At 72.3% G+C, this 16,812-nt stretch carries 14 protein-coding genes; 11 read left to right on the top strand and 3 right to left on the bottom strand.

The window, feature by feature from the left end:
• The first annotated feature begins 4 nt into the window (after positions 1-4).
• From K7G59_RS20275 to K7G59_RS20285, 3 genes are all read left to right on the top strand, one after another.
• The gene (locus K7G59_RS20275; protein ID WP_374114255.1) at positions 5-1,660 is read left to right on the top strand and encodes a glycoside hydrolase family 20 protein; all 1,656 of its coding nucleotides are present in this window, start codon (positions 5-7) and stop codon (positions 1,658-1,660) included.
• A gap of 106 nt (positions 1,661-1,766) precedes the next feature.
• The gene (locus K7G59_RS20280) at positions 1,767-2,384 is read left to right on the top strand and encodes a hypothetical protein (RefSeq protein ID WP_225836187.1); all 618 of its coding nucleotides are present in this window, start codon (positions 1,767-1,769) and stop codon (positions 2,382-2,384) included.
• Positions 2,385-2,509: 125 nt separating this feature from the next.
• Positions 2,510-2,896 carry a hypothetical protein gene (locus K7G59_RS20285; protein WP_225836189.1) on the top strand — a complete coding sequence of 129 codons (387 nt, stop codon included), beginning with the start codon at positions 2,510-2,512 and terminating at the stop codon, positions 2,894-2,896.
• Between the two features lie 114 nt (positions 2,897-3,010).
• On the opposite strand, the gene K7G59_RS20290 is transcribed toward K7G59_RS20285, so the two are convergent.
• Positions 3,011-5,728: an FG-GAP-like repeat-containing protein gene (locus K7G59_RS20290; RefSeq protein ID WP_225836190.1), complete on the bottom strand. Its 2,718-nt coding sequence runs from the start codon at positions 5,726-5,728 to the stop codon at positions 3,011-3,013.
• A 353-nt stretch (positions 5,729-6,081) separates the two neighbouring features.
• Between K7G59_RS20290 and K7G59_RS20295 the strand changes: the two genes are divergently transcribed.
• Positions 6,082-7,329 carry a hypothetical protein gene (locus K7G59_RS20295; protein ID WP_225836191.1) on the top strand — a complete coding sequence of 416 codons (1,248 nt, stop codon included), beginning with the start codon at positions 6,082-6,084 and terminating at the stop codon, positions 7,327-7,329.
• 99 nt (positions 7,330-7,428) lie between these two features.
• Positions 7,429-7,878, top strand: a complete 450-nt coding sequence (locus K7G59_RS20300; RefSeq protein WP_225836192.1) for a DUF5959 family protein — start codon at positions 7,429-7,431, stop codon at positions 7,876-7,878.
• A gap of 66 nt (positions 7,879-7,944) precedes the next feature.
• On the opposite strand, the gene K7G59_RS20305 is transcribed toward K7G59_RS20300, so the two are convergent.
• Positions 7,945-9,105 carry a hypothetical protein gene (locus K7G59_RS20305; RefSeq protein ID WP_225836193.1) on the bottom strand — a complete coding sequence of 387 codons (1,161 nt, stop codon included), beginning with the start codon at positions 9,103-9,105 and terminating at the stop codon, positions 7,945-7,947.
• Between the two features lie 290 nt (positions 9,106-9,395).
• Between K7G59_RS20305 and K7G59_RS20310 the strand changes: the two genes are divergently transcribed.
• From K7G59_RS20310 to K7G59_RS20335, 6 genes are all read left to right on the top strand, one after another.
• Positions 9,396-10,277, top strand: a complete 882-nt coding sequence (locus tag K7G59_RS20310) for a hypothetical protein (protein WP_225836194.1) — start codon at positions 9,396-9,398, stop codon at positions 10,275-10,277.
• Positions 10,278-10,485: 208 nt separating this feature from the next.
• Positions 10,486-10,911 (top strand): hypothetical protein, encoded by a 426-nt coding sequence (locus K7G59_RS20315; RefSeq protein ID WP_225836195.1) that lies wholly within the window; start codon positions 10,486-10,488, stop codon positions 10,909-10,911.
• Positions 10,912-11,116: 205 nt separating this feature from the next.
• Positions 11,117-12,088, top strand: a complete 972-nt coding sequence (locus K7G59_RS20320; protein WP_225836196.1) for an RNA polymerase sigma-70 factor — start codon at positions 11,117-11,119, stop codon at positions 12,086-12,088.
• A gap of 431 nt (positions 12,089-12,519) precedes the next feature.
• Positions 12,520-13,176: an RNA polymerase sigma factor gene (locus K7G59_RS20325; RefSeq protein ID WP_225836197.1), complete on the top strand. Its 657-nt coding sequence runs from the start codon at positions 12,520-12,522 to the stop codon at positions 13,174-13,176.
• Between the two features lie 764 nt (positions 13,177-13,940).
• Positions 13,941-14,603, top strand: coding sequence for an RNA polymerase sigma factor (locus K7G59_RS20330; RefSeq protein WP_225836199.1), 663 nt, complete (start codon positions 13,941-13,943; stop codon positions 14,601-14,603).
• Positions 14,603-15,739, top strand: a complete 1,137-nt coding sequence (locus K7G59_RS20335; RefSeq protein ID WP_225836201.1) for a hypothetical protein — start codon at positions 14,603-14,605, stop codon at positions 15,737-15,739. Before K7G59_RS20330 ends, K7G59_RS20335 begins: the two co-directional genes overlap by 1 nt.
• Positions 15,740-15,989: 250 nt before the next feature.
• Here the strand turns inward: K7G59_RS20335 and K7G59_RS20340 are convergent, their stop codons facing one another.
• On the bottom strand, positions 15,990-16,808 hold the full coding sequence (locus K7G59_RS20340) for a L,D-transpeptidase family protein (protein ID WP_225836203.1): 819 nt from the start codon (positions 16,806-16,808) through the stop codon (positions 15,990-15,992).
• Positions 16,809-16,812: the final 4 nt, after the last annotated feature.

Here is a 16,812-nt window from a genome sequence, read left to right on the forward strand (position 1 = left end):
CCGAGTGAGCCAGCACAGGCACCGTGCCTCGTCGCAGCAGGTGACGCGGAAGCGGGCGGTGGTCGCCGCCGCGTTCGCCGGGACCGTCGCGCTCGGGGTGGGTATCGGCGTGTGGGCCTCGGTGGACGGGGGTGGAGGGAACCCGGAGAAGGGGCTCCACCCGGCCTCCTCGGGGCGGGCGAGCGGCACGGGTGCGACCGGGCACAGCCCCGGCCCCAAGGCCACCCCCACACGGTCCTACCCCTTGTCCCGGGCGCCGCGCACGATACCCGCGGTGCACTCCCACACCCCGGCGCGCGGTCCCGGCTGGCAGCCCCGCAGGGGAGAGCGGGTGGTGGTGAGCGACCTCGCGCTGGCCGACGAGGGGCGGCTGACAGCCGGGGAGCTGGGGCTGACGTACGCGGGAAAGAAGGACGACGTACGGGCGGGCGACGTACGGCTCGCGCTCGGCGGCGGCGGGAACCCGGAGTCGTACTCCATGACCGTGCGCGGCGGGCGCGTCGACATCAGCGGGCCGGGTGACGCGGGGGTCTTCTACGGCACCCGCACCCTGAAGCAGGAGGTCCACGGCGGGGGCGCGGCTCCGGAGGGGGTCGTGCGGGACGAGCCCGCCAAGGCGGTGCGCGGATTCAATCTCGACATCGCGCGCAAACCGTACACGGAGACCTGGATCGAGGACCGGATACGCGAGCTGGGGGACCTGAAGTTCAACGAGCTGGGGCTGCACTTCTCCGACGACCAGGCCTTCCGGATCGAGTCCAGCAGCCACCCCGAGATCGTCGCCCCGGACCATCTGAGCAAGGCACAGGTCAAACGGATCGTGGACCTGGCCGCCGCCCGGCACATCACCGTCGTACCGGAGATCGACTCCCCGGGCCACCTGGGCGCGGTCCTGGCCGCCCACCCCGAGCTGCAGCTGCGCAACGCGAAGGGGGTCGCCACGCGCGGCGCCATCGACATCTCCAAGCCCGCCTCCGCACAACTCGTCGACGATCTGCTGAACGAGTACGCGGGCCTGTTCACCGGCGGGCAGTGGCATCTGGGCGGGGACGAGTACCAGGCCCTGGCCGTGCCGAACCCCCAGGCGTCGTACCCGCAGCTGGCCGCCGCCGCCCGGAAGGCCTACGGCCCCGGCGGCACCGTCGCCGACCTCGCCACCGGCTGGCTCAACGACCGCGCCGGAACCGCCCGCGTGCACAGCAGGACCCTGCGGGCCTGGAACGACGGCTTCTTCCGCGGCACCTCCGTGCAGCCCGCCAAGGACCTCCAGGCCGCCTACTGGACCGGCAAGGAGCGGGGTGCCCGGCTGCCGGCGGAGTACCTGGGCGAGGGCCGGAAGGTCGTCAACTACAACGACGAGTTCCTCTACTACGTCCTCGGGCAACCGCAGACCTTCGTGTACCCGACGGGGCAGCGGATCTACGAGCAGTGGAACCCGCGGGTGCTGCGCGGCACGGTCGCCGTACCGGCGCGCTACGACGGGCAGATCCTCGGCGGCTTCTTCGCCGTCTGGAGCGACCGGCCGGACGCACAGACCCAGGACCAGGTCGCCGCGGGCATCCGGATGCCGCTGCGGGCCACCGTCCAGAAGCTGTGGGACCCGGGTGCCCCGCCGCTGTCCTGGGCCGACTTCCGCAGGCTCGCGGACCGGCTGGGCTGACCTCCTTGGCTGAAATCCCGTCACTGTGACACTCCTGGGCCGTCGCACGCAGTAAGGGGAAGTGCGGGCTCCGTATAGGTCGGCGCCCTGGCTAGGGAGGCTTTTGATGAGCCTGTTGGAACTGATCGCACAGGCCGACGAACGCGGACTGGCCGCTGGCGGACTGGCTTGTTTGGATCGGTGCGTGCCCCTGTTCGGCGGCGACGACGAGGCGCTGCGCCCCCTGTGGGCGCACCTCGCCGACGGCTCGGAGTGGGCCGAGAGCCTGCGGAAGGCGCGCGCCGCGCTCGACCCGGGCGACCCGGGCGACGCGGACGACGCGGGCGACGAGGCCGCGGTGGACGGGGAGCCCGCCGGGGACGAGGCCGCGCTGCTCGTCCGCCGCATGCTGCAGGCCGCCCCGGCCGAGCGCACCGCCGACGCGCTGCGGGCCTGGGCCGACGCCTGCTCCGTCGCCTCCCTGCGCATCCACCGGCTGCTCGACCCCGCCGTCGACGACACCACCCCGGCCGACGACATCGAGGCCGAGCGGGCGGGCGGTCCGGAGAGCGCGTCCCCGCTGGTGGCCGCCGAGCTGCGACGCCAGGTCCTCGTCCTGGAACTGCTCGCCGAACACGGCAAGCGGGGCCTGCGCCGCGCCCTGGACGTCTCGGTCGAGGGCCGGCGGGTACTGCGCGCGGTGGTCTCGCGCCGGGCCCGCGGCGGAGTCAAGCCCGGTTGCTGAAAGGTTCCTGTGACGGTCGTGGGTACGGCGGAGCTGAGGCGGTCCTGCCTCACCCGGTGGAACCTGCCGGACCGAGTGACGTATGCCCTGTCCGAGCCGCTCTTCCCTATGTGACAGCCCAGTACGTGACAGCACATCAGGAGACCAGGCCGAACGCCGCGACCAAACCCGTGCGGTGGGCGGCGGACGCGGTGGCCACCCTGCGCGAGGGCGCGCGGGTGCGGCTCGACTACTCGGCGCAGAGCCTGTGGCGGGTGGACCGGATGATCGGCGAGATACGGCAGGAGAACCCGCCGTACGCGGCGGTCGAGCACGTGCTGCGCGGCTTCGGGGCCTACGCCGGCGAGGTGATCGTCCGCGAGACCGGCGCCGAGTGGTGGGCCACCGGCGGCGACCACTGGGTCCGCACCCCCGACGGCCGCCTGTGGGACCCCATCGACGAGGCCCGGCGCTGCTACGGCGGCCACGGCTCGCTGCGTCTGCTGTGCCGGGACGCGACCGCCTCGGCGTGAGGAGACTGCCGCCTGACACTCGGCCGGCCGGGGCCCGTTGCTCGGACGGGTCCCGGCCGGCCGGACGCGGGTACGGCGTGACGGTTCTGCCGCGTCACGCCGTCGCGTTCGTCGTCACGGTGTCAGGTTCGTCCCCAGTCCCGCCCCGGCCGGTGTGCCGAGGGTCGTCTTGCTGAGCACCGTCATCTGGGTGTAGCCCAGACCCGTGCTGTTGCTGGGCAGGTACATCAGGACGCCGTCCGCGCTGTCCTCGCCCGCCGCGCCGAGGACCAGGTCGGCGCGCCCGTATCCGGACAGGTCGGCCAGCGACACCGCCGAGCCGAACTTGTCGTCGGCCTCGGTGACGCCGGGGACGCCCGAGGTGTCCTCCGAGGTCGCGAGCGCGCCGGAGCCCGTGAGGCCGGTGGCGCCGCCCTTGATCAGCAGCGTGGTGCCCGCGTTGGACTGCTTCACGCTGTCACGGGTGATGTCCTTGTAGGGGACGCCCGCCAGGACGTCCGGGTAGCCGTCGCCGTTGTAGTCGCCGACGGAGACCGAGGCGCCGAGCGCGTCGCCGGAGACGTCGGTGCCGGGGACGCCGGTGGTGTCCTGGTGGATGGTGACCATGCCGGTGGTGGTGAACCCGGTGGACGAGCCCCGCACCATCGTGACCTGGCCGCCCGCCTTCCCGCCGGACTCGCTCGTGTACGGCTGCCCGATCACGATGTCGTCGTAGCCGTCGGCGTCGATGTCACCGGCCGCGATCGACCGGCCGCCCTTGACCGAGATGACGCCGGCCTTGGTCAGGCCGGTCGCCGAGCCCGCGAACCGGACGACGCGTCCGATGCCGCCCGTGTCACGGTAGTTGAGAGCGACATCGGTGTAGCCGTCCCGGTTGAAGTCGCCGGTCGCGGCGTCCAGGTAGGCGACCGAGCCGGTGGCCGTGGTCAGCGTGCCGGAGGTGGTGGTACCGCCGGTGAGCCGGACGTTCCAGTTGCCGCCCTTGCCGGTGCCGGCCGAGAACACGTCCGCCTTGCCGTCACCGTTGAAGTCACCGACCGCGACGGTGGAGCCGAGCTTGGCGCCGGTCGCCGTGACGGTGCCCGACGTGGTGTACGAGAAACCGGTGTTGAGCGCGGGTCCGTACATCACCGTCACCGCGCCCCGGTCGGTGTGGCCGCTGGTGTCGTCCTCGCCGGGCACGCCGATCGCGAGGTCGGCGTAGCCGTCCCCGTTGACGTCGCCCCAGGCGGTGGCGGCGCCGAAGTTGTCACCGGTCTCGGTGGTGCCGGGCACCCCCGAGCTGTTCTGGGTGAGCGTGACCTTCTTCGACGCGACCGGCCCGTTGACCCCGCCCGGCACGACCGTCAGCGAGTTGGCCCTGGGGGTACCCGCGACCAGATCGGCCAGGCCGTCCCGGTTGTAGTCCGAGGTGGGCAGGGCGTGCGAGATGCCGGGGGTCTTGGCGAGCGTGGCGATCAGCGACAGCTTCTTGTAGAGGTAGTCGCCGGGGCAGGCGGTGGCGTTGGTGTCCCGGTGGCCGAAGACGCGCGGCAGCGTGATCTGGGTGCCCTGGTCGATCAGGTTCCCGTCCACGCCCTTGGGGCTGCCGGAGGTGAGCGTCACCTTGCCGGTCGGGTCGATGCCGTACATCCCGAACTTCCACGCCACGATCCGCGCGATGGAGTCCAGCGCGGCCCGGGCGGGCTTGGCGGTCATGTAGTTGCCGATGTAGGAGATGCCGACGGTGTTCGTGTTGAACCCGATGTCGTGCGCGCCGATCACCGGCAGGTCCATGCCGCCGCTGCGGCCCTCGAAGATCTGCCCGCAGCGGTCGACGACGAAGTTGTAGCCGATGTCGTAGTAGCCGCGGGAGAAGTGCTCCTGCTGGATGGTGCGCATCCGGGCCCGCGAGTCGGCGCAGGACAGCGTGTTGTCGCTGTCGACGCCGGTGTGGTGGATGACGGCCGCCTTGATCTCGGTGCCGTAGCTGGGCGTGCCGTCGTAGTCGGTGGAGGCGCCCCACTCGGCCTGGGTGATGATCGGCGGCTTGACGACCGTGGAGGGGCGCGGGGCCGGGACCGTGCTGGAAGGCGAGGGGGAGGGGGAGACGGAGCCGGACGGGGACGCGGAGTCGGAGACCGAGGCCGACGGCGAGTCGCTCGTCACCGGCGTGCCGGCGGGCGAGGACGAGTCCGTGGCGGTCGCCGTGTCGGTGGGTGAGGACGAGGCCGTGGCAGTCGCCGTGTCGGTGGGCGAGGGTGAGTCCGTCGCCGGGGCGGTGGTCTCCTGCGCGAACGCGGCGGGTTCCGTGGTCCCCTTGGGATCCGTGCCGGGGTCGAGCAGCTTGACGTCCATGCCGGCCGGCTGGCCGGGCGCCTCGGTGCCGTCGGCGTTCACCAGACGCACCTGGACGCCGTTGGAGTCACCGGTCCACACGGAGGCGGTACCGCCGCGCACGGCGCCGGCCCGGTCGCCCTCGGCACCGTCGGCCTGGAAGGGGTCGTCCACCAGCTTCTGCCAGCCCGACCACTTGCCGGTCTCGACGTCCCGGGTACGCACCTCGGGCGTGCCCTTGCTCTTGGCGTCGGGGTTGTCCCAGGTCAGCAGCACCGCGCTGAACCGGTCGGTGTCCGTCTTGTCCAGGCCCTTGCGGCCCGAACCCTTGTCCGCGAGTTTCAGCGTGTGGATCGACGCCTTGCGGCTCTGACCCTTGCCGTCGGACTGCGCCGCCGGATCCGCGATCGCGTACGTCACGATCCCCGCGCCGCTCAGCACGACCGCGCCCGCGGTCAGCCACGCCCGCCTCTTCAGACTGAGCGGCTTGTACGCATGGGTCCTGCGAGGACTCAACTGTCCCACCCCTAGTAAATGAACACGATGACCCACCCGTCACAGACAGACAGGCGGTACTTGTAGAGCGCACAAGGCGCCCCAGACGTCACTCAGGTGACTCATGTCACTCGCCCTGCCCCACTTCCCGTGTGGTGCAGGAGAGTTCAAGGCCGCGGTGCCCGGCTTCGTCTCCGGCAGCGGGTCGCGCAAGGCCTCCTCCGGGGAGGGGGCGTCGCCGTCAGGCCAGGTGTTCGCGCGTGCCAGGCTGGCCCGGCGAGGACGAGGACGGGCGCTGCCTTCGGGACAGAGGCGAGCCGGCGGGCGTGGTGACCCGCCGGACAGGCGCGGGACGCAGGGTGTTACCTACCGCCATGATGAACGTGCGGATGCTCGTGGACGTGGTGGTGGTCGCATCGGTCTCCTCGGCCCTCTCCCTCGCCCCTGGTGTCCTGGCCCGCCGCTCCGGCCAGGTCCGGGCCGCGGGCCGTCGCGTCCTCTCGCCGACCGCAGCGCTGGCGCTGGTGACCGGCCTGGTCTACGTCAACCAGGTCCTGTTCACCGTCTACGTCCTGCGCGTCCACGACGGGGACCCGTCGTTCGTCGCGCGGTACCTGCCGGCCGGCTGGTTCGATCTGGCGTCGGACAGTCCCGCCCTGCGCCACCTGGCCGGGCTGTTCCCGGCGCCCGGGCTCCTCGCGCCGACCGTGCTGCGCGTGCAGGCCCTTCTGGAACTCCCCTTCGTCCTGCTGGCGTTCGCCACGGTGGTGCGCTGGCTGGACGCCGGACTGTACCGACGGATCGCCCGCTCCGCCCTCCTGCCGCTGGCGTCGGTGTCGTACACGGCCGTGTTCTGTCTGGTCGAGTGGGACCTGCGCAATCCCTACACGGTCGACGACCTCGTGCTAAGGGCCGTCTCGGCCGTCCTCGCGCCGGTCCTCGTCGCCCTCTGTGCTGCCCGGGACAGGAGAACGACCCGAACTCCCGCCTCCGTGCCCGGGCTGCTGACGTTCATCGGCTCGCTGGGTGCTCTGGGTGTTCTCGTCCTGGTCGTCTACGACACCGCGCTCCTCTACAACCTGGGCCGGCTGCCGGAGCGGCTGCCGCTCGCGCTGGCGGCCGCCGGCGCGCTGCTGGGTCTGCGCCGGGCGGCGTCCCGGCTGCAGGGGGAACGTGCCCGCCAGGGACTGACGCTCACCTTCCTGCGGTACTTCCTGTGCTACTGGCTGTGTCTCTTCTTCGTACCGGCGCTGGCCGTGCGGTACGGCGTGTTGTTCGGGACACCACAACTGGCGGCCTGCGCGGGACTGGCGACGGCCGCGACGGCGTGCGCGTTGGCCGCACGGGACGTTCTGGACGAGGCGCGGAAGACGGCGGACGGCCGGGACGGGCGTTCCGCTGGACGACGGTCCCCGGGCTTCCTGCTGGTCCGGGGACTGACCTGCGCCGTCCTGACCGGGACCGGCGCCGCCTGGCTGGCCGCACGGTTGACGCCGCGGTCCTACTACGAGGTCACGCTGCTGTCCGCGACGGCGGCGTTCCTGGTGACGACGGTGGCTGCGTGCGGGCTCGCCGACGTCTGGTCCGCCCACCGTTGCGGGCACCGTGTTCGTACGACCTGAGACTCCGGGAGGACTGCGACGACTCCGACAGCGACGGGACCCTTCTGCGTCTTCCAGGGGCTAGTGTTCGGCGGTATGCGGGAGCCGGGAGGGGCAGTCATGGCTGAGGGGCCGATCGATCTGATCCGCCTGGAGGGTGAGGGCAACAGCGTCGTTCTCCGGATCACGGGGAGGGAGACGAGGGCGGGCAGGAACGGGGCCGGGCCTGTTCCCGAGACCGGTGTCCTGGCCGCGGAGTTCCTCGTCGACACGCCTTTCGTACGCGGCAGTCTGCGGACCTGGCTCCAGGCGGAGGATCTGCGGCAGTGGCAGAAGGCCCTGGACCGGCTCGACACAGGGCTGGACAGCGCATGGCGCGAGCACACACGGGCCCCGTGGCTGTTCATCGAACTCGACGATGACGACGACCGGTGCCGTGTCACGATCGAGGACCACTCGATGTCCCTGACGGCGGTGACGGTGACCGTCCCCTTGACCGATGCCTGGTTCGACGACGCGTACCGCCGTCTGGACACGGTCTGGGAGACCTGGCCCCTGGACGGCGCCTGAACCAGCCCCCTGGGCGCGCCCCCGGTGCTCGGGTGAGGGCGCGCCCCGGGGCGTGGACTGTGCGGATCAGAGGGGCTGGGCCGTGGGCCTGCCGTTGGGGGCGGTCGTGATGACGTGGGCCGTCCAGGTGCCGTCGGCCGCCTCCCCGACGGCGATCGCACCGCCTGCCGGAATCTGCGCGATCTGCGGTCCCGCGGAGGGCAGCAGGGTCAGGGGTGTGCCGCCCGACAGCGGGGTGGCGAGGAGCGGGCCGCCGGGGCCGGGGGTGGTACCGGCCGGCGGGCGGTAGGTGGTGAGGAGCCACTCGCCCGTCAGGCCGATGAAGGCGGTGCCCGTCGTGGACTGGGGGACGTTCACGGCGGTCTGGGCGCCGGTGGGGTCGTCGCGGCGTACGACCCGGGCCTGGCTCGCGCCCTCGTGGTACACGGCGATGTGCGTCGGAGACAGGGCGGCCTGGAGGTAGACCGGGTCGTCGTCGGTCGCGTGTGTGCTGATGCTGGTCAGGGCGCCCGTGCTCAGGTCGAGCAGGCCGATGGCGGTCGCGTGGCGGAAGCGGACGAGCGCGGACGTGCCGTCACCGGCCAGCACCGCCTGGTCCTTGGGGAAGAACTGGTCCGACGGCGGGTCCACCGGGATGTCGGAGGTGATCTCGCCGGTGTCGGTGACGTGCAGCAGGTGCAGGCGTGCGATCTGCCATACGTCGTTGTACTCCTGGGTGATCACCGTGGATCCGAAGGCGGCGGCCACGTACTGCCCGTCGGGCACGGTGACGTCGACGGTCGCCCCGGTGGCCGTGTTCCGCAGCTGGGCCTGGCCGCCGGAGTACTGCGGGGAGGTCAGGAGGGTGTCGCTGCCGTTGCCGTAGTAGCCGTACTGCCCCGGGAGCGCGCCGCCGTACGAGGCGAGCGTCTGCTCCGTCCCGTCGTAGGCGTGCCAGGTGTACGGTCCGGGCGAGCCGTCGGCGTTGGCCCGGCGGTGCAGATAGCCGAGGTCTCCTGCGGCGTAGACGTCGTCCTGTGCGTACTGGACCTGGTCGGTGGTGTCCGGGGCGAAGCCGGTCCCGTGGGCCGGGGCCGCCGCGGGCACGGGCGCGGCGTGTGCGGCGGGCGCGGATGTGATCAGGCCTGCGGTGGCGAGGGTGAGTGCCGCCAGAGCGGCCAGGGTCGCGGAGCCACGGGCCACGGTGTGGCGGGCCGGGCCGGTCGGGAGCGGGTGCCTCTGGTGCATGCAGTACCTCCGAGTGGAGTGCCGTCCGTCGAGCGGGCGCGAAGCTAACACGGCCTGCATTCGTACGTCTATTCGAAGGACATTCCACTGGATATGCCGCACATACGACGCGACGCGGTGTGGATGTCCTGTTCGCCGTCATTCATCCGGTCGTTCGCTGGCGCCCCGGTGGCTGCTGTATAACCGGGCCCCTGTCCCTCCTCGAAGTCCGCCGTGCTGCTGAAGGGTTGATCGTGCTGCCCCCAACCGGAATATCCGTCGCCCCGAGCCGGTGTCGTGCCGTCGGTGTCGTGCTGGTCGCGACCGTCGTGGCCGTGTCGGCGGGGTGTTCACCGCACAGCGGCAAGCGGAAGGGGGCGGCTGGGCGGCACGCTTCCTCCAGGACGGCGCAGGCCCATCCGAAGCCGAACGGCACGTCACCCACCACGGCCGTGCCCGCCCCGGCGCCGAAGACCGCCGTGCAGTTCGTCGTCCGTGCCCGGCAGGCCCTGAGCGCCGAGAAGGGGTGGACGTTCGCGCTACGGGGCAGCGAGTCCGCCGTGATGCAGGGGCAGGCGCCCAACACCGCCACGTACGCCGCGACCGTGCACCGCACCACCGCGCCCGCCGCGCTTCAGCAGACCGGGACGATCACCACCGGCAAGGGGGAGCGCAAGGCCGAGGTGGTGTACGTCGTCGGTGGGGTCGGTTACGTGAAGGAGGGGGACGCGGGGTGGAAGAAGGGGCCTGTGTCCCAGGCCGACATCGCCAATGACGTCGAGGATCCAGTGGCCGAGTTGGACGCGTTCGCGGGCTACTCCAAGAGCGCGAAGGTGACTCGTCCGGGGGCCGGCGGCGGGAGCGTGCGGCTCGAAGTCACCGCCTCCGGCTGGCAGTTGCCGGCTGCCCGGAGCCGGCCAGCGCTCCAGCGAGCGGTACGGGAGGTCGAGCCCACGCTGGCGCAGTTGCGCAGGGCCGGGGTGACGGCGACCGACGGCCAGATCACGCTGCAGAGTTCCACGGAGACGTGGGACCTGGACGCCAGGCATGGGTATCGGCCCACAGCGCACCGTTACGCGTTCACCTTCCTGGTCCCCTTCAGGGGCGGGGACATCACGATCAGCCAGGAGGTGCGGGCGGACAACCGCGGCGTGTTCAGCGGGAGCGTGGCCTTGCCCGCCGGCGCGCAGTGACGGGGTGCGACGCGCCAGGCTCTGAAAAGGTTGTACGTCCACTGTGGCCTTCCTGTGTGTTTCTTGACATGTCTGCGACCCGTGATGTTGCAGATGCCGCTGCCGCTTGGTGAACGGGGGAGGGGACAGGGGTCCTGATCCCCCTTTGTCCGAGCGAAAGGGGAACGGACTCATGGGTGGAGTGGACACTCGGCCGTGTGCGAGTGACATGCGGGCGCACGCGGTGGCCTTCGTCGCACGTGCCACCGTTCGCAGCCGGCTGCCACTGGACTACTCCGAGCGCAGCCTGCGCGTCGTCGACTTCCTGATCGACGGGTTGCGCAAGGGCGGGGGTGACCGTGAGCGTGCGCGTGATGTGCTCTTCGGGCTCGGCGCGTACGTCGGCGAGGTGCTCGTGCGCCGGGCGGGGGCGGTGTGGGTGGACTTCGACGCCGATCAGCAGGCGTACTTCGGACAGCGGGTGGGGGTGCGCATGCCGGACGGGCGGGTGTGGAATCCGCTGGGCAAGGTGCGCAACCGCTTCGACGCCGACGCCCCGGAGGAGTCCTTGCAGGCCTTCTGGCTGAAGCTGCACGGGCGGGTGCGGCAGGACGCCGGCCGAGCCTCGGCCCCAGGGTGTGCTTCAGATGAGTGACCGTGCCTCATGCTCGCGGCGGGCGCTGTTCCGGCGGACGACGGGGAGACGCAGGTCACTCTCGTACGTGTCACAGGGGGTCGGGCCACCCCGTCCAAGGGGTGGCCACTGACGAACCGCGAACTGATGCGCTGCGCGTGAGTCAGATCCCGGTGGCGGAAGCGGCCGGTGGGGTCAGTGACGACTTGAGGAGGGGTGATCCGGCGTGAGCAAGGTCGAGGAGTTCGAGGAACTGAGGCCCCTGCTGTTCTCGATCGCCTATCGGATTCTGGGCAGCGTGGGCGAGGCCGAGGACGCGGTGCAGGAGACATGGCTGCGCTTCGACAACTCGGCGACCCGGCCCACGTCGACGAAGGCCTATCTGTCGGCCGCGGTGACCCGGATCTCGATCGACGTACTGCGTTCCGCGCGGGTACGGCGGGAGGAGTACATGGGCCCGTGGTTCCCCGAGCCGCTGCTGAGCGATCCCTACCAGGATCCGGCGCGGTCGGTGGAGCTGGCCGACTCGGTCTCGATGGCGGCGCTGCTGCTCCTGGAGCGGCTCAGCCCGCTGGAGCGGGCGGTGTTCGTGCTGCGGGAGGTGTTCGGCTTCGGGTTCGACGAGGTCGCCGCGGCGGTGGGACGTTCGGAATCGGCCTGCCGCCAGCTGCTGGTACGGGCGCGTCGCCATATGGAGGCCGGGCGCCCGCGGTTCGCGGCGGACCGGCAGGAGCGGCAGGAGCTGGCGACGCGGTTCTTCGACGCGTTGAAGAACGGCGACGTGGGCGGCCTGCGCAACCTTCTGGCTGCCGACGTGCAACTGGTCGGGGACGGCGGTGGCAAGGCCCCGCAGCTGGCCAACGCCGTCGCGGGAGCGGAGAACGTGGCCCGGGTCCTGGGTGCGGTCTTCCCCGTGAAGATGCGGATCGGTGTGACGTTCGAAGCGCGCGAGCTCAACGGCCAGCCCGGCGGGATCTTCCGCGACAAGGACGGCAGGATCCTGAGCACCATGGTCCTCGATGTGCTCGACGGGCGGATCCAGGCCATCCGTGCGGTGGTCAATCCCGACAAACTAGGCCATCTCGGCCCGGTCGCGGACGCCTGGGCCGTCAATCGCGAGGTGAAGCAGGCCCGTCACAGGTGGCAGGAGTCCGGGACTGAGGGCCGGTCCGTCTCGGTGGGGCGGTCCTTCCTGTGAAGAGGCGGACGAGCATGCCGTACCACGTCGTCAACAGCTCCGACCAATGGGTGGAGGACCCCCGGTCCCCGTACGCCAAGGCGCTCGTCATCAGCTTCGATCGGTGGCCCGGCCAGCCCGGTCGGTGAGCCGGTATCTTCCTGCACGTCAACGGCAGCGGAGCCACGGCCGGTCGCGTGTCGGTGCCGCGCACCACCACGGACCGGATCATGGCCCGGAACCGGCCCGGCGCCCACCCCCGCATCCCCATCGGCTGACGAAGTCTGCGCGGCACGGAAGCTGTGACACTTCCGTGAGCCGTGACGCTGATGTCCCTGGGGGCTGCGGGATAGGGCACGTCGTGTCCCGCCGTGGGGATTCGCCGGGGATTGCTACGAGCGCGAGCACAGGTCCGACGAGGGGCACGTGCTCGGCATGGACGAGGACGGTTCTTGGGCCACGGAGGGGAACCCGGCCGCCGGCAGGCGTACGACGGGGAGCTGGGCGCGGCCGTCGCGCGGGCCCAGGACGGTGACGAGACCGCCTTCGCGGTCGCCTACCGGATCGTGCAGCCCGGCATGCTCGGCTATCTGCACGGCCTCGTCGGTGAGGACGCCGAGGACGTGGCCTCCGACGCCTGGCTGCAGATCGCCCGGGATCTGGGGAGGTTCAAGGGCGACGGCGCCGGCTTCCGCGGCTGGACCGCCACCATCGCCCGGCACCGGGCCCTGGATCACCTGCGCAGACAGCGGGTACGGCCCCGGACGGGCACGCTCGAGCAGGACGTGCTGGAGCTGCCCGGACAGCACGGCACGTACGAGCAGGCCCAGGAGTCCCTCTCCACCGCCCGCGCCCTGGAACTGGTCCGGGGGCTGCCGCGCGACCAGGCCGAGGCCGTGCTCCTCCGGGTGGTCGTCGGTCTCGACGGCCCCGCCGCCGCGCGGGTCCTCGGCAAGCGCCCAGGCGCGGTCCGTACGGCCGCGCACCGCGGGCTGAAACGTCTCTCCAGGCAGCTGGGCATCCGGACCGCCGCAGAGCAGGGTGCGGAGCGGGGCGTGGACGGCGGCGTGACGGGCGAGGCTCCCGGGACGTCGCAGGAGTCGGCATGAACGGTGAACGGCGACGGCCGGCCTCGGACACCCCCGGAACGCGGAGCGGCTGAGGGCCGTACGAACCAAGAAGCCGGACACAGTGGCCGGCTCGGGGGCTTCCGGCGACCGGCGGACGGGCCGCAGGGGCACGGGAACGGGCAGGGGCGAGCGGGAGCGTGACGGCCGGCTGTGAGAGCCGGGGGAGCGCCTGGCCGTGGCCGCACGTCGCCGGCGCACACCAGGCGCGTACCCGGCGCCGGGACCACCGGCGGATCGGCGATCCCCGCCGGTCGCCCACCCAGGAGCCGGTACCGGCCCCCGCCCTGGACGCCACGGTCTGGCGGCGGCTCGTCCTTGCCGCGGGCGGCGGGGAGCAGGCCGCCGCCCACTGCGCCGAGCAAGCGGTGCGTGCGCGGGGCGGAACGCCGACGAAGGACGCGACACCGCCAACGGCAGCAACAGCAGTACGAGCGGCAAGGGGTACGGTGTGGCGGATCGGAGCCATCGGCGAGGCCGTTCGTGCGGCCACTCGCCCGCCCCTTCGATGCCGAGACGACAGCCGGGGCCGCCACCCCCCACAGGAGAGGCCCCGGCCGTCGCGCGGCACGGGCCGCGCGGCGGCCCGTACTCTCTTCAGCGCCGCACACGCGTTTTCTGTCACACCCCGTCGGCATCCGATTGCGTCACGAGTTAGTTGCATCTTCTATCGACGTGGACGAGCGGCGGTTTGACGCCGTAACGTGCCTTTCGCGCCGACCGAACACGGGCGTAGAGGGAGTCAGGTGCTGGGGGACGACGCGGAGCTGACCGCCGCGGTGCGATCGGCGCAGGACGGGGACGAGACCGCGTTCCGTACTGTTTATCGCGCGGTGCACCCACGGCTGCTCGGCTATGTGCGCACACTGGTCGGTGATCCGGACGCCGAGGACGTCGCGTCCGAGGCATGGTTGCAGATCGCCCGCGATCTGGACCGGTTCGACGGCGACGCCGACCGCTTCCGCGGCTGGGCCGCCCGGATCGCCCGCAACCGTGCCCTGGACCACATACGCATGCGCGGCCGCCGCCCCGCGATAGGCGGCGACGAGACGGAGCTGACCGGCCGGGCCGCCGAGTCCGACACCGCGGGCGAGGCCATCGAGGCCCTCACCACCGACCGCACCCTCTCCCTCATCGCGCGGCTCCCGCAGGACCAGGCCGAGGCGGTCGTCCTGCGCGTGGTGGTGGGACTCGACGCCAAGACCGCCGCGGACACGCTCGGCAAGCGCGCGGGCGCCGTACGCACCGCCGCGCACCGCGGGCTGAAACGGCTCGCGGAACTCCTCGGCGACGATCCGGAATCCTCGGGTGTGCTCGACGCACTCCCGCCCCAGCGTGAACCAAGCCGCGGCGCGGCGACGTCCGTGAGTGTGACGCATACGCGAGCACGGACGCAGAAGGACATGTGATGGCCGACGAGCACTACAAGTGGCTGAACCGTGAGACGGCCGAACGGCTGCTGCGCGGGGAGCCGCTGGACGAAGCCGTCGACGCCGCCGCCCGTGACCAGGCCGAACGTCTCTCCGAGGCGCTCGGCGCCCTGTCCGTGCAGGCGGCCCCCACCACCGGCGAACTCCCCGGCGAGCAGGCCGCGCTGGCCGCGTTCCGCAAGGCCCGCGAGGCCGCCGAGGCCGAGCGGACCGCCGCCGCCCTGGCCGATGGCTCCCCTGGCCGGCGCTCCGCCGTGCCTGCGCCCGGCGTCGGCGAGGGCACGGTCCGCAGCGGCACCCGCGCCCGAACCGGAACTCCGGCCCGCACCCGCCCCCGCTCCGGCCGGCCCCACTGGGCCCGCCCGGTGCGGCTGGCGCTCGCCGCGGCGCTGGCCGCGGGCACGCTCGGCGGGGTCGCCGTGGCCGCCGGGACCGGGGTGCTGCCCGTGCCGTTCGGCGGCGGCCGGCCCGGCCCCGCCTCCTCGACCTCCACGGCCCAGGGTCCCGACCGCCTGCTCGCCTCGACGTCCCCGCGGGCCACCGCGGGCAGCGGCGCCCCCTCCGGCACGCCCGACGCCGGCACGGGCGGAGCGGACCGCGACGGCACCGGCCGCACCTCCGGAACCCACAAGGGCACCGGCCAGAGCGCAGGGGGCGCCGACCAGGGCGTCTCCGGCGCCGTCAAGCCTTCCGGGACCGCCGGCACCTGGTGGCGCGACGCCGGTGCCGCCTGCCGTGACATCCGCGACGGCAAGGAGCTGGACGCCGTCCGCAGGCGCAGCCTCGAGAGCCTGGCGGGCGGCTCGACTCGTGTGAGCAGCTACTGCAAGGCCCTGTTGGCCGCGGACGATGCCTCCGCCGGTGCTTCCGGCAAGGACAGTGACAAGAGCGGCACCGGCTCCGACGGCGGCGGCAAGGGCGACGGGAACGGCCAGAGCGGTGACGACGAGAGCCACCCCGGCCGGCGCGGTGACGACAAGGGCAGGGGCGGCGGCAAGGACCGGCACCTGAGCGGGGTCGCGCCGACCCCCTCGGCCCTCGCCCCGAGCCGCCACGCACGGACCGTCGACGCCTCGCCGACGCCGTCGCCGAGCCGGTCCTCCCGCACACGCTGACCTGCGTTCCCACGCCTTCCGATGTGCCTTGCCGAGGGGTCTTCGGGCCCGGCGAAAAATTTCTTCGCTCAAGGTGTGACGTTTTCGGAGCCCGCGACGCAGTACTGAGTGAGCCGACTGGTCATCGGCCGTCGCACTGAGCCGGGGTTCCCCCCGTACCCGAGGCTCGTGCACATGGCGCGGGCGGGACACGTTCCCCCGGTCCCGCCCGCGCCCCGCATCTCCCCCAGGGACGCTCGTCGGCAGACCCTCACCAGGAGATGACGACTTTGTCGCCCACCCGTACCTGCGCGAACAACCGGGCGATCGCCGTCTCGTCCCGCACGTTCACGCATCCGTGCGAGCCGCCCGCGTAGCCGCGCGCCGCGAAGTCGTACGAATAGTGCACCGCCTCCCCGCCGCTGAAGAACATCGCGTACGGCATCGGCGAGTGGTAGAGCGTCGACACATGGTGCCGTGACTTCCAGTAGACCTGGAACACACCCTCGCGGGTGGGGGTGTACTGCGTGCCGAAGCGCACGGACATCGTCGACAGCGTCCGTCCGTCCACCATCCAGCGCAGTGTCCGGCTGGTCTTGCTGATGCACAGCACCCGCCCGCTCAGACAGCGCACATCGGGCGCGGCTGCCGGCTGGCCGCCCATCAGATACAGCTCCCAGCGGCCCGGCGGACGCGTCATCGCCAGCAGCCGCCGCCAGGTCACCGTGTCCGTCTGCCCCGTACGCGGCAGCCCGCGCTTGCCCTGGAAGCCCTTGACGGCCCGCTCGGTCAGATCGTCGTACGACCCCGTCGGTCCGTCGAACAGCCAGCCCACCTGCCGCAGCCGCGCCTGCAGCTCCCGCACCCCGGTTCCGCTGTCACCCCGAGACCACAGCACCCGGGGTGCGGGTGCGGCCGGCGGCTGCTGGGCCGTACGGGTGGGACCGGCAGCGTGGCTCCCCGGGGTCCGGAGCCGCGCGGATGCCGGGGGCCTGCCGTCTGCGGGCGCGGGCTGCACGGTGCAGCCGCAGAGGGCGGCGAGCGCGGCGGCCGAGGCGAGTACGGCGGCGAGTCTGCCCGTGATCCTCATGCCG

It is taken from the genome of Streptomyces sp. NK08204 (assembly GCF_020400585.1).
Classification (GTDB): domain Bacteria; phylum Actinomycetota; class Actinomycetes; order Streptomycetales; family Streptomycetaceae; genus Streptomyces.

Coding starts and splice junctions, on each gene's coding strand:
- K7G59_RS20280 (WP_225836187.1), top strand. CDS start 1,767: ATGAGCCTGTTGGAACTGATCGCACAGGCCGACGAACGCGGACTGGCC.
- K7G59_RS20295 (WP_225836191.1), top strand. CDS start 6,082: ATGATGAACGTGCGGATGCTCGTGGACGTGGTGGTGGTCGCATCGGTC.
- K7G59_RS20300 (WP_225836192.1), top strand. CDS start 7,429: ATGGCTGAGGGGCCGATCGATCTGATCCGCCTGGAGGGTGAGGGCAAC.
- K7G59_RS20305 (WP_225836193.1), bottom strand. CDS start 9,105: ATGCACCAGAGGCACCCGCTCCCGACCGGCCCGGCCCGCCACACCGTG.
- K7G59_RS20315 (WP_225836195.1), top strand. CDS start 10,486: ATGCGGGCGCACGCGGTGGCCTTCGTCGCACGTGCCACCGTTCGCAGC.
- K7G59_RS20335 (WP_225836201.1), top strand. CDS start 14,603: ATGGCCGACGAGCACTACAAGTGGCTGAACCGTGAGACGGCCGAACGG.
- K7G59_RS20340 (WP_225836203.1), bottom strand. CDS start 16,808: ATGAGGATCACGGGCAGACTCGCCGCCGTACTCGCCTCGGCCGCCGCG.